Genomic DNA, 13,964 nt, shown 5'->3' with positions numbered 1-13,964 from the left:
GCGGGGGAGGATTCAGGGGTGAAAGCTGAAACTACTTAAGACCAGGCGCTGAAACAGTTGGACATCGGTCGATGGCGCTTCGCGCCGTCTTTTCTTGTCCGTTTCAGCTATCCCTAAATTCATTGGGGGTCATGCCGTATTGTTTCTTAAACATCTTACTGAAATACTGGGGGTTCTGATAACCCAGTTCGCCGGTGATCTCGTAGATCTTCTTGGAGGAATTTTTCAATAAATGGGCGGCGCGTTCCATGCGCATCCGGATAATGTAATCGCCCAGCGCTTCTCCGGTTTCGGCTTTGTAGATCTTGGACAGGTAGACCGGGTGCAGATAGACCTGGTCGGCCAGGGTCTTGACGGACAAATCCCCGTCCAGACCGGCGCCGACCAACTGGCGGACCCGGCTCGCGATCTTGCTCCGTCCTTCGCCGCCGCTCTGCGACATCTGCTCGGCCAGACCGTCGAGTAGACGGACTCCCCAACTGCGCAGGCGCTGGGGATGCTGGACCAATCCGCGTGCCAGTACGGGATCGAACCCTTCCTCGCCGCCAAGTTCGCCGACCGGCTGACCTTCCCGGTGCGAGATGAACAAGAACGCATTGGTCATCCACAGATAGATCTCATACATAGGCGGACCCGCCAATCCGGCCCGCTCCGCGGCATCGAACACGCCGGACATCTTCGCCCCGGCTTCTTCCCATTGATGCGACTCCAGCAGGTGCAGCAGGGTCGGCGGCGCGTACATCGCTTCGGCCACGCTGCCCCGCCCTTCTCCCGTCGCCAATCCGGCGGAATCCGAGACGGCTCCGCCCGCTTCCGCGGCGCGCAGGTCGGCATATACGGTCCGTCCGCCCATACCCGCGGCATACAAAGCGCTGAGCGTCCGGCGGTAAGCCGCCGCCGGACCGCCTCCGCCCAATTCGAACACGGTCGAGACCGCCAGCGAGATCTCGCCTTTCAGATACAGCCGGACATGTTCGCCCAGTTTGTCGAGCCGGCGATCCAGTCCGCAGGCGGTCTCTTCCAGCGCCATTCCGCCGTCAGCTTCGCTCGGCTGAAGCAGCAGCACCAGGCAGCCGTGCGGCCCGCTGCCGTACCAGAGCGGCTGGCCGCGCAGCACTTCCTCGGCGATATTCCCCGCCGCGAAATCCATCAGCTCCAGCGAAGGCGCGTCCATCGACGCGAACCGTCCTTCCAGACGCGCGAGCAGCATCAGCGTCGGCCGTCCGGACCGAAGTGGCAGCTCGTAGGCATCCAGCTGCTCTTCCAGTGCGCGGCCGCCCAGTTCCCGGCCCAGCAGCAGTTCGTGCAGCAGATTCTCGCGCAGCACTTTGTAATCCGATTTGCGGCTGTAGAGCAGCCGGTGGACCTTGTCGAATTCGTCCCATTCTTCCCGCAGCGAATCGATCGCTTCGGAAACGGACGTCACGAATTCCGCGTCGTCCACCGGCTTCAGGATATAGTCACTGGCGCGAAGCTGAAGCGCTCTTTTGGCATAATCGAAATCGCTGTGCCCGGTGAGCAGCATACAGCGCACGCGCGGCCAACGCCGGCCGATTTCTTCGATCAGCTGCAGACCGTCCATGCCCGGCATCCGGATATCGGTTACGACCAGATCGATCGCCTCTTCTTCCATGATCCGCAGAGCCTCCGCGCCGGAAGCGGCGCGGCGCACGGTGCTCACGCCGATCTCTTCCCACGGAATGGTCAGCTCCAGACTTTCCGTTACATAAGTTTCGTCGTCGACAAGCAGTACTTCGATCATTCCGGCAGCCCCTTTCTCTCTATCAAACTTAGACGGAGCGTCTGCGCAGTGTCTCTTCTCCGTCCGATTCCTTCACCGCGTTCTCGTTCCATTTCAGCATTACGGTCAATCCGCCGAGTTCCGACTCTTCGGTGCGGACGCCGGCTTCCCGGCCGCCCCGCAGCTGCAGGCGCTGATTCACATTCCATAACCCGCAGCCGGTTTCTTCGCTCATGGGCTCGGCAAGCCGTCGGTCCAATTTCGCACGCTCGCTTTCTTCCAGCCCTCCGCCGTTATCTTCGACGCGGAGAACCACGCTGCCGGCGGCATCGAGCAGACCCGAGATTCGGATCATGCCGGCTTCGGCATGCGGTTCGATTCCGTGAATCACGGCATTCTCCACCAGCGGCTGCAGCATGAGCGGCGGCACGTACAGATCCAGCAGGGCGCTCGGCAGATCCACCGTATAATCGAGCCGGCTCATGCGCATCTTCTGGATCTCCAGATAATGCTGGACGAACTCGACCTCTTCGCGCAGCGGAACCAGCTCCCGTTCCTGCCGCGTGGTGTAGCGATAATATCGGGACAGGCTGTGGGACATGGCCACGACCGCGTCCATCCGTCCAAGCTTCGCCATACTGGTCACAAAGGACAAACAATTATAGAAGAAATGCGGATTGATCTGCGACTGCAGCTGCTTCAACCGGGCTTCTTTGACATGCAGCTGCTCCAGATACACATGCTCGAACAGGTTCTGGATTTTGTCGACCATCCGGTTGAAACGATCCGACAGGAAGCTGAACTCGTTTCGCCCTTTCGGCTTGATCCGGACCGCGTAATCTTCCTGCTCGAGCTTTTGAAAACCCCGGATCAGCTGGCGGATCGGAATCTGTACCTGCACATACAGCAGATAAGCCGCCACCGAACCCATCACGAGCAGGGTCAGAATCGACGAATAGAACAGCAGATTCGACTTGCGGATCGGCTCCAGCATATCCGCCATCGGCATATAATCGATCAGGTACCAGCCGGTCTCTTTGGAGAGCACGATGCTGACCATATAGGAATCCCTGTCGATATCCACCGTGAGATTATCGCTTTCCGGCAGCGGCGACAGTTTCAATTTTTCCAGCAGCTGCCCGGTCAGCTCGTGTTCCGAAGTGCGATTGTAGATCACGCCCATATCTTCCCGGTAATAAAAAGGATCGTGCCGACCGTCGGTCTTGAATTTATCGAGCATATTCTGGATATTGCGGCTGTCGAATTCAAGTTCCACAATCGTTTCCGCTTTGAGCGCCGGATTGTCGATCCCATAGGGCGCAACCGTGAACCAGGAGAAGCGGAAGATGTCTTCGCTGCCGTCTTTGGCCCGGTTCACCTGCCAGCCCGGCTTGATCTGCGCCTGCAGCTGGGCCGGATCATACGCGCGGGCATCGTTCTCGGACACGACCCGGCGAAGGGAAGGCGAATACAGGTGCAGGCGGCTTTTCCAATTCGACGAACTTTCCTGGATACTCAGCTTGTTCTGGATCCGCTTGACCAGATTGATTTCGTCGAGATTGAAGTAACCCCCGTTCGTATACAGCTTGCGAAAACTTTCGATGTCCGGGTCATGAATAAGCAGATTCGGCCACGAAGCGAGCATCTCGATATTGGTATTGACCTGACTCTGGAAAAAAGCCAGCTGGTTCCGGTTCGATTCGCCGAGTTCCTGCCTCAGCACATCGGTCGTCGTCTTGTTGGAGTACCCGTACAGCAGCGCGACCGGAATCCACATCAGAATCAGAATCAGGATCATCTTGGTAAAAAGGTTGGCGCGGGGCATGGGACTTCCCTTCCTCTCGGTAAAATGCGGCATGGCCGCGCAGTATCCGCATGGCAAGCTCACTAATTGTAAGCGGTGACAACGCAGCCGGCAAGAGCATTATCGCAAGATTTCGGGTATTTTGATAACGAAAAAGGAAGCCGTTCGCATGAACGGCTTCCCTGTACGATCGATCGGACCCTTAAATCTTGAACTTGGCGATCAGCTCGCTGAGTTCGACCGCCATCGTATTCAATTCTTCCGAAGAATCGGAGACGCTGCCAAGCGATTCGCGCTGCAGCTGCGAAGCCTGCGTCACTTCCATGGCGCTGCCCGCGGATTCTTTCGCGATTCCGGCCAATTCGGTGACGGATGCCGCGACTTCTTCCGAACTTGCGGACATTTGCTCCGTTACGGCCGACATATCTTCCGTCTGGGTCGAAACGCCGTCAATCGCCGTTTCGATCCGGCGGAACGCTTCGCCGGTATGCTGCGACAGTTCCATGCCGGTCTCGACTTCGTGCATGCCTTCTTCCATCAGCACAACCGCTTCGTCCGTTTCCTTGATCATCAGACTGAGGATCCCGGAGATTTGACTGGCCGAAGCTGCCGATTGATCGGCAAGCTTGCGTACTTCTTCCGCCACGACGGCGAATCCTCGGCCGTGCTCGCCGGCTCTGGCCGCTTCGATCGCGGCGTTCAGCGCCAGCAGGTTCGTCTGCGAAGCGATACCGGAGATCAGTCCGGTAATCCCTTCGATCTCGCGCGAGCGCTCCTGCAGCTGGCGAATCCGGGAAGCGGAACGTCCGACCGATACGCTTATCGCCGACATCTGCTCGCCGACGCGAACGATCGACTTGCCGCCCGAACCGGCTTCGGCTTTCATATCGGAAGCCGCTTCGGATACCTGATAAGCGGTCTGGGCAATCTCCTGGATCGCCCGGGACATCTCTTCCATCACTCTCGACGTTTCTTCCGCCGAACTTTCCTGCGTTCTTGCACCGACGCTCATGCGTTCGGCACTCTCCATCACGCCGTTCTGTATGCGTACATTTTGCTCAACCTCGCTTTTGAGGACGGAAGACGACTCCGCCGCCTGCCGCGCACGGTTTTGGACACCGGCAATGATCGTCTTGAGTTCAATCGACATTTCCGAGAATTTGCGGTTCAGATCGCCGAAATCGTCTTTGCGGTCGGTAGGCAGCTGAACGTTAAGATCGCCTTCGTTCATCTGTTCGATCGCTCCGAACAAGTCCCGAATCGGTCTCATCATCCGGCGCATCATGACGAACTGGATCGCCAGGACCAGCAGGATGCACAGTACCATAACCAGCAGGGAAGTACGCAGAATTTCGGAAGTGTTCTTGGCGATATCCGCGGCGCTGATATCCAGCCCCATGACCGCGATAACCTGTCCCGAAGAATCGGTGACCGGCTGCAGCAGGCTGACCCAGTTTCCGTAGGCGTCCGTATAGACGTTGGTGCTGAACGGAGCGTTTTGCTCCACGACATGCGCCATCGCTTTTTTCATCTCGTCGGGATTTTCATACAAGGTGCCCGGCGCCATGCCCGCTTCGGCCAGGTGGTTCGGAGCGCCGATGATGACTTGGGAACCGTTCTCTACTTTGGCGCTGAATACATAGGCTTGGGCTACATTGGAGTTCAGTTCCGACACTTGGTTCAAGCGTTCGGTCAGAAGCTTGCCGGGTTCGCTGTCCGCAGTCGGATTAGCCGCCACTTCGACGATCAGCTCCGAGCTTACCTGCTCCCGTACGTAATTCGCGACACCGATATACTGGTTTCGCAGGCTGTCGAGTGCCATATTCTGCTGTAATTTCACCGTGATGCCTGTCAACAGGCCGCCGACCAATACGATCCCCAGCGCAATCATAATCATGTTTTTCGCGAAAAACGTAAGCCTGAACTTCTTTTTCATCAATTTCCCCCGCCTTTTCCCGTTCATAAGCCTTTATAAGCGGCCACGATTGTTTTTCGACGAAAAAACCTTATTTTTGAATAGTTTAGGGGAAATAAAAAAAGAAATAAAAAACCACCCGATCGATTTCGATCCGGCGGCGTGGGAAAGACCGCTGTTGGGCGGTCGGAGAGTCGCGCTATCTTAGCCTTCTTTTTCGATCAGCACATTCAGAAACTGGGCCGCACGGGCGCTGGACGGGTTGTGGAGCACCTGATCCGGGCGTCCCTGTTCGAGGACGACGCCGTCGTCCATCAGCACGACCGTGTCGGCGGCTTCGGCGGCGAACTTCATCTCGTGGGTAACGACAACCATCGTCATGCCTTCGGCGGCAAGCTGCTTCATGACTTTCAGCACCTCGCCCACCAGCTCGGGATCAAGCGCGGAGGTCGGTTCGTCGAACAGCATCACCTGCGGATCGGTTGCAAGCGCCCGGGCGATCCCGACACGCTGCTGCTGGCCGCCAGACAGCTGATGCGGATACGAGTCTTCTTTGCCGCTCAGTCCGACTTTGGCCAACAGCTCGGCGGAACGTTTGCGCGCTGCCGCCTTGTCTTTCTTTTGGACGATAATCTGCGCTTCCATGACGTTCTCGATTGCGGTCTTGTGCGGGAACAGGTTATACGACTGGAACACCATGCCGGTGCTTTGACGCAGCTTAAGAATCTCCGCCTTGCTCGGCTTGTGGCCGGTACCGAATTCAAGCACCGAATCGCCGAGTTTGAGCGAACCGGCGCTTGGCATTTCCAGCAGGTTCAGGCAGCGCAGCAGCGTCGTCTTGCCGGAACCCGACGGGCCGATGATGACGAGCACCTTGCCTTTTTCCAGCGACAGATCGACGCCCTTGAGCACGTCAAGCGTTCCGAACGATTTATGCAGATTGCGTATTTCAAGCATGTATTTGTCTCCTCTCCGGCCGTATTAAGAAGCCGAGAAGCGGGCCAACCGCTTCTCCATGACGTTCTGCAGCGCATTGAGCACCGTGCAGAGAACCAGGTACAGTACGGCTACTTCACAGTAGATAAGCAGAGGCTCATAGGTAACTGCCTCGATTTGTTTGGACACTTGAAACATGTCGACAACGGTGATGGTAAAAGCGAGCGAAGTGTCCTTGACCAGGCTGACAAACGAGTTCGACAGCGGCGGTACCGACACGCGGGCGGCCTGCGGCAGGATAATGCGGCGCAGCGCCTGTCCGCGCGTCATGCCAAGCGAATACCCCGCTTCCCATTGTCCGTTCGAGATCGACTGGATGGCGGCGCGTACGATCTCGGAATTGTAAGCACCCATATTCAATGTAAAACCGATGATCGCGGCCGGGAACGGATCGAATTTGATCCCGATACTCGGCAGTCCGTAGAAAATGATAAACAGCTGCACGAGCAGCGGCGTTCCCCGGATGATCCATACATAAATGCCGGCGATCTGGCTCAGTACCGGAACCTTCCACAGCCGCACCAGCGCCACGAGAACCGCCAGCACCAGTCCCAGCGCGAACGAGATCAGTGTCAGCGGGATCGTAAACTGCAGGCCGGCTTTGATCATTGGCCACAGCGAATCGATCAAGATTTGAATTTTGCGTTCATCCATACTCTGTTATACCCCTCTCCAGACCCAACCGATTTAAAAAAAGCCGTCTATCGGATCATTACACCCAATCCCCCGGCTCCGAACAAAAGGAAGGGGGCTTCCGCGGAATTCGCCTGCGCGAATCCGAAGATAGCCCCATGCGGTTGAAACCGGGCACGGCTTCTTCCGTATCAGTAGTGCGGATAGAAGAACGCGGCGCCGATCGGCGCTTCCCTGCTCTTCCTTACTTATTTCGAGACGTCTTCGCCGAAGTATTTCTCGGAGATCGTGGCATACGTGCCGTCTTCGTGCATGTCGGCCAGCGCTTTGTTGACCGCTTCGATCAGTTCCGGCTGGTTCTTGGCGAATACGCCGCCGCTTTGCGAAGCGTCGTCGGCTTCCGCCACGACTTTGAGCGCGATGTCCGGTTTTTGTTTCTTCAGGTCGAGGAACGACAGGTTATCGTTGATCGTCGCGTCGACGCGGCTGGAGTTCAGTAGGCCGATCGCCTGGTTGAATCCTTCGATCGGCACGATTTCGGCGCCGTTTTGCTTGGCAATATCGGCCAGGTTGCTGGTCAGCGACTGCGCGGACTTTTTGCCTTTGAGATCGGCCAGCGATTTGATGTCCGTATTGTCTTCGCGCACGATCAGAACCGCGCCGGAAGAAATGTACGGATCGGAGAAATCATATTTTTCTTTGCGATCGTCGCGGATCGAGACTTCGTTGAATACGGCGTTGAAGCGTCCGGCGTCGATCCCGGCCAGCAGGCTGTCCCACGGCGCTTCCACGAATTCGGCTTCTACACCGAGGCGTTTGGCTACTTCGCGGGCGATTTCCACATCGAACCCGGTCAATTCGCCGCTCTTATCGTGGTAAGTGAAAGGGGCATAAGTCCCTTCGGTGCCGATCACCATCTTGCCGTCGGCTTTGATCTTGTCCAGGGCGCTGTCGGACTTGGCCGTCTCTTTGGTTCCTGTATTGGGCGCAGCTGCATTATCCTTGGCGGCAGTGCCGCTTCCGCAGGCGGCAAGCATAAGGGCCATCAAGATGGCAACCAGGCTGAGCAAAGTCACTTTTTTCATCAGTAAATTCCTCCGTTTAGATCTGAATGGGTCGTTCGACGCAGCCGGCCGGCTTGAATCCGTTGGGCCGCGTTTAGGTCGTGCAAGATTGAATTTTATACCCTTACCTAATGAAAGTCAATGGGGTTTCGTATAATTCCCATTAATTTTATCGGCTTTAATAAAAACATCCGATTTCCGCCTTTTTTACGCCCTTAAATATCCATCTCCGCTTTGAGCGTAAACAAGGCAGCTTTCGTTTAAATATACATATAGATCTGACTAGGAGGATATCCATGTTCAAAAATCGCTTTTTCGTTGTAGGAGCGGGCGTTGCCCTGATCCTGCTCATTATTCTCCTGGGAACGACGGTCAAATTCATCTTTACGCCGGTCGTATCGCTGGTCAGTTCGCTGGTCGTGCCGCTGCTGATCGCAGCTTTTTTCTATTACCCGCTGCGTCCGCTCGTACGTTTCCTTGAACGCAAGAAACTGAAACGTTCCTGGTCGGTCATGCTGATCTTTGTCGTCTTCATCCTGCTGATCGTGGGCGCTTCGTTCTGGGTATGGCCTACCCTGCGCGACCAGGTGGAGAGTTTCGTCAATAACGCGCCGCAGCTTGCGCAGGATGCCGTCTATCAGCTCCAGCAGCTGCAGAACAATCCGTCATTCAGCCGTTTCCTTCCGAATGACGCGGGTCAGAACCAGGAGCTGCTGGACCGCTTGTCCGGTGTGCTCGATACTTCGTTAACCTGGCTGACCGACAATATTACGGGGATGTTCTCGTTCCTGTCGAGCTTTGTGCTCGTCATTGCGACTTTCCCGATTCTGCTGTACTTCCTGCTTCGCGACGACCACAAGCTGCCTCCGTTCCTGATGAGATTGTTCCCGGCGAACAACAAGGAAGACGGCAGAGTGATGCTCGGCGAGATGGATGACGCGCTGAACAGCTTTATCGCCGGACGGGTAATCGTCAACTTGATGCTGTGCGTTCTGCTGTATATCGGGTTCCTCATCATCGGCCTGCCGTACTCGCTGCTGCTCGTTCTGATCTCGTTCTTCCTGAATTTCATTCCGTTCATCGGAGCGTTTCTCGCCGGAGTACCGGTGGGAATCGTCGGTCTGATCGAATCGCCGAGCATGGCGATCTGGTCGATCGTCATCGTCGTGGTGGCCCAGCTGATCCAGAACAATCTGCTGGAGCCGTTGGTATTCGGCAAACAGCTGGACATGCATCCGCTGACCGTTATCGTCCTGCTGCTTGTCGGCGGCGATGTCATGGGCATTCTGGGCATGCTGATCTGTATTCCGATCTATATGGTCGTCAAGATTGCGATCCGCCATGCCTACCAGATGTATATCAAGAGCAAAATCAAACATACGCTGGATTGAATTCCGATCCCAATCCGCATGCGGCCGCCAACCGGGTTTCCTTCTGGAAACCCGGTTTTTTGGTACTTGCCTGCCCGTTTGCTTAAGCCCCTATGTGCTTTCAGCGGTACATTAAGCATCCCTTTTTTCAAATTTGAAACACAATCAAAAAAATGATTGACTTTATAAAAAATTTCTGAACGAAGCGGTTTAGATTTCTTCGGGGGGGTTAAATATGGAACGTGGCAGGAAACATCGAAGCCTTGGAACAGCAGTATCCACGAATAAAAACACACCCAAAATTAAAGTTCCACAACAACGAGGAGGTACCACCATGACTAACAAAATCGTAGGCGTGTTCCATTCGGAAAGAGAAGCTTCCCATGCAATCGAAGACCTGAAAAGATCGGGATTCAGCACCAATGACATTTCCGTCGTAACACGCGACAAAAAAGACATGCGCAAGCTTGAAGACGAAACGGGCACGATGGCTCCCGAAGGCGCGGCAGGCGGAGCGGCTACCGGCGGCGTGCTGGGCGGCATCGGCGGCCTGTTGGCAGGTCTCGGCGCATTAGCCATTCCGGGCATCGGCCCGCTTCTGGCAGCCGGACCTCTGGCAACGGCACTTGCCGGCGCAGCTGTCGGCGCGGCAGGCGGCGGTCTGGTCGGCGGTTTGATCGGACTCGGCATTCCCGAGAACGAAGCCAAAGAATACGATACAGCCGTGGATCAGGGCGGTCTGCTCGTAATCGTCGATACGGAAGAAGCCAATCGCAGCGAAGTCACCCGTATCTTCCGGGACAATAACTCCACCAATCGGCGTTACGATGAGCAGATGGAAGATACCCGCTCTATCGACGCCAACCGGATGAACGATACGGCGTCCAACGATACGCTTTATCGAGATACTCCGGCTATGGGCGCAACGAACCTCGATGCCAATCGCATGAACGGAACGCCAATCGGCGAACGCGGATACGCGGAATCGGCAGATCTGAACGACCGCGATGAAGCCCGCAAACTTCGACTGCACGAAGAGCAGCTCGACGTCACGAAAAACACGGTACGCAGCGGCGAAGTCGAAGTTCACAAAGAAATCATCGAAGAGCAAAAAGCGATCGACGTACCGGTCAGCCATGAAGAAGTTATCATCGAGCGCCGCTCGGTCAACGATATTCCGACCGATGAGCCGATCGGCAGAGACGAAACGATCCGGATTCCTCTCACCGAAGAGCAGGTCGAAGTCAACAAGCGCAATGTAGTAACCGGAGAAGTCGAAGTTCATAAACGCGATGTGCAGGAAACGGAGCAGGTACGCGATACGCTGCGCCGCGAAGAAGCCCGCGTCGACAAGAACGGACAGGTCGAAGTTCGCGAAGGCGCGGAAGCACGCAGAGAAGACGCGACAACGCGCAGACCGTAACCACGGTCTCGGAAGATCTGCGGAGGAAGCGGCCGGGCGGCCGGTCTCCTTTCTCCATCCGAACGCGAATAAGCCCGGCTGAACAAACAGCTTGGGCTTATTCGCGTATTTGGACGGCCGGAAGATTTCGTTCGATATTCCATTCAGAACAGGAGGGTCCCCTCGATGGCGACTCAAAAAGTAGCAGGCATATTTCTTACGCAGCGTGAAGCATCCGAAGCAATCGAAGACCTGAAACGGTCCGGGTACGATACGGACGATATCTCCGTCATTTCCAAAGACCATCAGGACGCGGCCGCAATCGGCGAACAGACCGGCACCAAAGCTCCGGAAGGTGCCGCGGGAGGCGCTACGGCAGGAGGAATCCTGGGCGGGGTCGGCGGGCTTCTCGCCGGACTCGGCGCATTGGCCATTCCGGGGATCGGCCCGCTGCTGGCAGCGGGGCCGATCGCGACCGCACTGGCCGGAATCGCGGTCGGAGCCACCGGAGGCGGCCTGGTCGGAGGTCTGATCGGACTCGGTATCCCCGAGGAAGACGCGAAATCCTATCATGAACATATCGGCGGCGGCCGCATGCTGGTTCTTGTCGACACGGACAGCGAACACAAGGCGGAAGTCGAGCAGATCTTCCGCAATCATTACGCACTTAACCATACCCAGTTGGGCGCGGCGAGCGATACCGACAACCTGACGGTCGCCGCTCCGCACGAAACGGAACCGCGCAGCGAAACGCCGGTTCCGCAAGATCCGGCTGCCGTTTACCGGACGAACGACAAAGCAGAAGAAGATCTTAGCCGCGCTTCCCGAAGCCGTGCTCCGGCCGGAGAATCTACCCTGCAGCTTCGGGCGCAGCAGCTTGAGATCGACAAAAAGCAGGTTCGTACGGGTGAAGTCGAAGTCCGTAAAGAGATCGTCCACGAAGAAAAATTGATTCGTGTTCCGGTTACCCATGAAGAAGTGGTAATCGAACGCCGGGCTGTTGAAGACGGAACGGCGGAAGGTCCGATCGGACGGGATGAGACGATCCGTATTCCGGTCAGCGAAGAACGGATCGAAGTGAACAAGCATAACGTTATTACGGAAGAAGTCGACGTCTACAAACAGAACACACAGGAAAATCTCCATATCGAAGAAACCGTCAAACATGAAGAAGCGCGGGTCGAACACACCGGACAAACTTCGGTTAAGGCAAGCCCGGCAGAAGAAGCGGAAGACTTGCGTTCGTCCAATCCCCTCTCTTCCCTGCCGCAGGATCCGCCGCCGCTTCCTCCGCGAAGCGAACGCAATCGTCCTTAAGGAACCGACCAATCAAAAGTCCCATTTATCGCAAAACCGACTTATTTTCCCGCTCGAGCCCCTACATCTTTAGGGGCTTGTTGCCGATATAAAAAGGTGGGTCTTATGCCCTGTATCATCCATCTTATTAACGGGGGAAGTGAGTTTTTGAGTCATCTCGATTCTGTCATGTATCAGCGCAACAAAATTGTCATGTGGATATTGTGGTCCGTTTCTTTGATTTTGGGTGCCGTCAGCTTAAACCTCTCTCTGCCTATCCAACTTGCGGCTGTTGCCATGGGCGTATTTGCGGCCCTGTTCACCTGGTTGACGCTGACCAGAAAAGCACAGCGTGCCCTGCCTTATGCGGCGGCCCTCTTCTTCTTCGTCTGTTATACCGCCGTCCTGATGGACACCATAAACGTACTTGCGGCTCTGGTACCGGCCGTTCTGCTGCTGCTGTACCCGCGTTATCGCTATGTGCTGCTCTATTCGGCCCTGACCGCAGTCACCCTGCTTGTTTCTTGGATACGCGGAGCGGAGGTCTTCGTCCCTGAAGGACGGATGGTCTCGCTGATCTTCACGGTCGTGCTGTTTGTCATTATTGCGGGCATGGCCGTAGCGGTCGGTATGCTGAACGAGAAGCTCTTCGCCGATCTGGCCAAACAGCGGGAGAAGAGCCGGGCCGATACCGAGAAACTGGATGCCGCTTTCCTACAGATTCGGGACGCGGTCGAGGAACTGAGCCGGTTTGCCCGCAAGTCAAAAGAGAATCTGACCCTGAACGAACTGATTACCGGCAAGATTACGAACGCTTTCTCGCAGGTGGCGCAGGGAGCGGAAAGCCAGGCCCGCAGTGTCTCGGAGATTTCCGACAAAATGTCCGCCAGCGATCTGGAGATCGAAGGCGTGGTGCAGAACTCCACGATGATGCGCACGCTGTCCGAACATACGGCCAACGTCACCCAGGACGGTGCCGGCCGGATGGCCGAACTGCGTGCGCAGATCGACCAGGTCTATTCCGTCATGAGCGATACCGCCCACGATATGGAACTGTTCCGCGAACAGAATCGCCAGATCGCCCAGATTCTGACCACCATCTCCGAAATCGCCAGCCAGACCAATCTGCTTGCGCTTAACGCCGCGATCGAAGCGGCGCGTGCGGGAGAAGCCGGCCGGGGATTTGCCGTCGTTTCCGACGAAGTCCGCAAGCTGGCCGAGAATTCGCGCGAATCGGCCGAACAGATTGGCGGCATCCTCGGCGAACTGCAAAGCGGGACCGAGCGTCTGATGAGACAGGTCAACCGCGGCCGCGAAGCGGCGGAGAACGGACTCTCTGCCGCACGGCGTTCCGAAGAAGCGTTAACGGAGATCAACGAGAATACCCATAAACTGCTGGATCAGGCCGGAGAAGTGGAACTGCGCTCCGGCAAGATGAGAGCCTCTTCGTCGGAAGTATCCGGACAAGCGGCTGTGATCTCTACCGTTACCCAGCAGACGAATGCCGCCATGGAAGAAATCCTGGCCGGTATGGGCGAGCAAAAATACAGCACGAACCAAATGAGCGGAAGTTTCTCCCACCTGGAGAAACTGATCGGCGACCTGCAGGGATTGACCACGGCCAGAAGCGAAGAAGTATCCGACCTTGCCGAGACGGCGCCGAAACCGCGGCAGAAAAAACGCCGTTCTTCGCCGGACTCCGCGGCACAAGACAAAGCACAGGTCGCCGGTTGACCCGGCCAA

At 56.5% G+C, this 13,964-nt stretch carries 10 protein-coding genes; 4 read left to right on the top strand and 6 right to left on the bottom strand.

Annotation, left to right across the window (positions count from 1 at the left end):
* Positions 1 to 103 precede the first annotated feature (103 nt).
* The 6 genes from HRQ60_RS14685 to HRQ60_RS14660 all read right to left on the bottom strand — a co-directional run bounded on the left by HRQ60_RS14685 (position 104) and on the right by HRQ60_RS14660 (position 8,174).
* Positions 104 to 1,762: a response regulator transcription factor gene (locus HRQ60_RS14685; RefSeq protein ID WP_172196636.1), complete on the bottom strand. Its 1,659-nt coding sequence runs from the start codon at positions 1,760 to 1,762 to the stop codon at positions 104 to 106.
* A gap of 28 nt (positions 1,763 to 1,790) precedes the next feature.
* Positions 1,791 to 3,566: a sensor histidine kinase gene (locus HRQ60_RS14680; RefSeq protein ID WP_172196634.1), complete on the bottom strand. Its 1,776-nt coding sequence runs from the start codon at positions 3,564 to 3,566 to the stop codon at positions 1,791 to 1,793.
* A 181-nt stretch (positions 3,567 to 3,747) separates the two neighbouring features.
* Positions 3,748 to 5,481 (bottom strand): methyl-accepting chemotaxis protein, encoded by a 1,734-nt coding sequence (locus HRQ60_RS14675; RefSeq protein ID WP_172196632.1) that lies wholly within the window; start codon positions 5,479 to 5,481, stop codon positions 3,748 to 3,750.
* 183 nt (positions 5,482 to 5,664) lie between these two features.
* Positions 5,665 to 6,417 (bottom strand): amino acid ABC transporter ATP-binding protein, encoded by a 753-nt coding sequence (locus tag HRQ60_RS14670; RefSeq protein ID WP_172196630.1) that lies wholly within the window; start codon positions 6,415 to 6,417, stop codon positions 5,665 to 5,667.
* A 24-nt stretch (positions 6,418 to 6,441) separates the two neighbouring features.
* Positions 6,442 to 7,110, bottom strand: coding sequence for an amino acid ABC transporter permease (locus HRQ60_RS14665; protein ID WP_172196628.1), 669 nt, complete (start codon positions 7,108 to 7,110; stop codon positions 6,442 to 6,444).
* 227 nt (positions 7,111 to 7,337) lie between these two features.
* Positions 7,338 to 8,174: an amino acid ABC transporter substrate-binding protein gene (locus HRQ60_RS14660; protein WP_172196626.1), complete on the bottom strand. Its 837-nt coding sequence runs from the start codon at positions 8,172 to 8,174 to the stop codon at positions 7,338 to 7,340.
* Positions 8,175 to 8,449: 275 nt separating this feature from the next.
* Here HRQ60_RS14660 and HRQ60_RS14655 point away from each other — a divergent pair, with 275 nt between their 5' ends.
* From HRQ60_RS14655 to HRQ60_RS14640, 4 genes are all read left to right on the top strand, one after another.
* Positions 8,450 to 9,544, top strand: coding sequence for an AI-2E family transporter (locus HRQ60_RS14655; protein WP_172196624.1), 1,095 nt, complete (start codon positions 8,450 to 8,452; stop codon positions 9,542 to 9,544).
* Positions 9,545 to 9,857: 313 nt separating this feature from the next.
* Positions 9,858 to 10,946, top strand: a complete 1,089-nt coding sequence (locus HRQ60_RS14650) for a YsnF/AvaK domain-containing protein (protein WP_172196622.1) — start codon at positions 9,858 to 9,860, stop codon at positions 10,944 to 10,946.
* A gap of 165 nt (positions 10,947 to 11,111) precedes the next feature.
* Positions 11,112 to 12,242: a YsnF/AvaK domain-containing protein gene (locus tag HRQ60_RS14645; protein WP_172196620.1), complete on the top strand. Its 1,131-nt coding sequence runs from the start codon at positions 11,112 to 11,114 to the stop codon at positions 12,240 to 12,242.
* A 147-nt stretch (positions 12,243 to 12,389) separates the two neighbouring features.
* A complete protein-coding gene (locus HRQ60_RS14640) occupies positions 12,390 to 13,955 on the top strand; it encodes a methyl-accepting chemotaxis protein (RefSeq protein WP_172196618.1) in 1,566 nt (521 codons plus the stop codon).
* Positions 13,956 to 13,964: the final 9 nt, after the last annotated feature.

Origin of the sequence: Saccharibacillus qingshengii, from assembly GCF_013185195.1 — a bacterium.
Taxonomy (GTDB): domain Bacteria; phylum Bacillota; class Bacilli; order Paenibacillales; family Paenibacillaceae; genus Saccharibacillus; species Saccharibacillus qingshengii.
The sequence above is the reverse complement of the archived record's forward strand: the minus strand, read 5'-3'. Positions and strand labels throughout refer to the sequence as shown.

What these genes read in the sequence shown, in the direction of transcription:
- HRQ60_RS14660 (WP_172196626.1), bottom strand. Translation starts at nt 8,174, where the DNA reads ATGAAAAAAGTGACTTTGCTCAGCCTGGTTGCCATCTTGATGGCCCTT.
- HRQ60_RS14685 (WP_172196636.1), bottom strand. Translation starts at nt 1,762, where the DNA reads ATGATCGAAGTACTGCTTGTCGACGACGAAACTTATGTAACGGAAAGT.
- HRQ60_RS14670 (WP_172196630.1), bottom strand. Translation starts at nt 6,417, where the DNA reads ATGCTTGAAATACGCAATCTGCATAAATCGTTCGGAACGCTTGACGTG.
- HRQ60_RS14645 (WP_172196620.1), top strand. Translation starts at nt 11,112, where the DNA reads ATGGCGACTCAAAAAGTAGCAGGCATATTTCTTACGCAGCGTGAAGCA.
- HRQ60_RS14655 (WP_172196624.1), top strand. Translation starts at nt 8,450, where the DNA reads ATGTTCAAAAATCGCTTTTTCGTTGTAGGAGCGGGCGTTGCCCTGATC.
- HRQ60_RS14650 (WP_172196622.1), top strand. Translation starts at nt 9,858, where the DNA reads ATGACTAACAAAATCGTAGGCGTGTTCCATTCGGAAAGAGAAGCTTCC.
- HRQ60_RS14665 (WP_172196628.1), bottom strand. Translation starts at nt 7,110, where the DNA reads ATGGATGAACGCAAAATTCAAATCTTGATCGATTCGCTGTGGCCAATG.
- HRQ60_RS14680 (WP_172196634.1), bottom strand. Translation starts at nt 3,566, where the DNA reads ATGCCCCGCGCCAACCTTTTTACCAAGATGATCCTGATTCTGATTCTG.
- HRQ60_RS14675 (WP_172196632.1), bottom strand. Translation starts at nt 5,481, where the DNA reads ATGAAAAAGAAGTTCAGGCTTACGTTTTTCGCGAAAAACATGATTATG.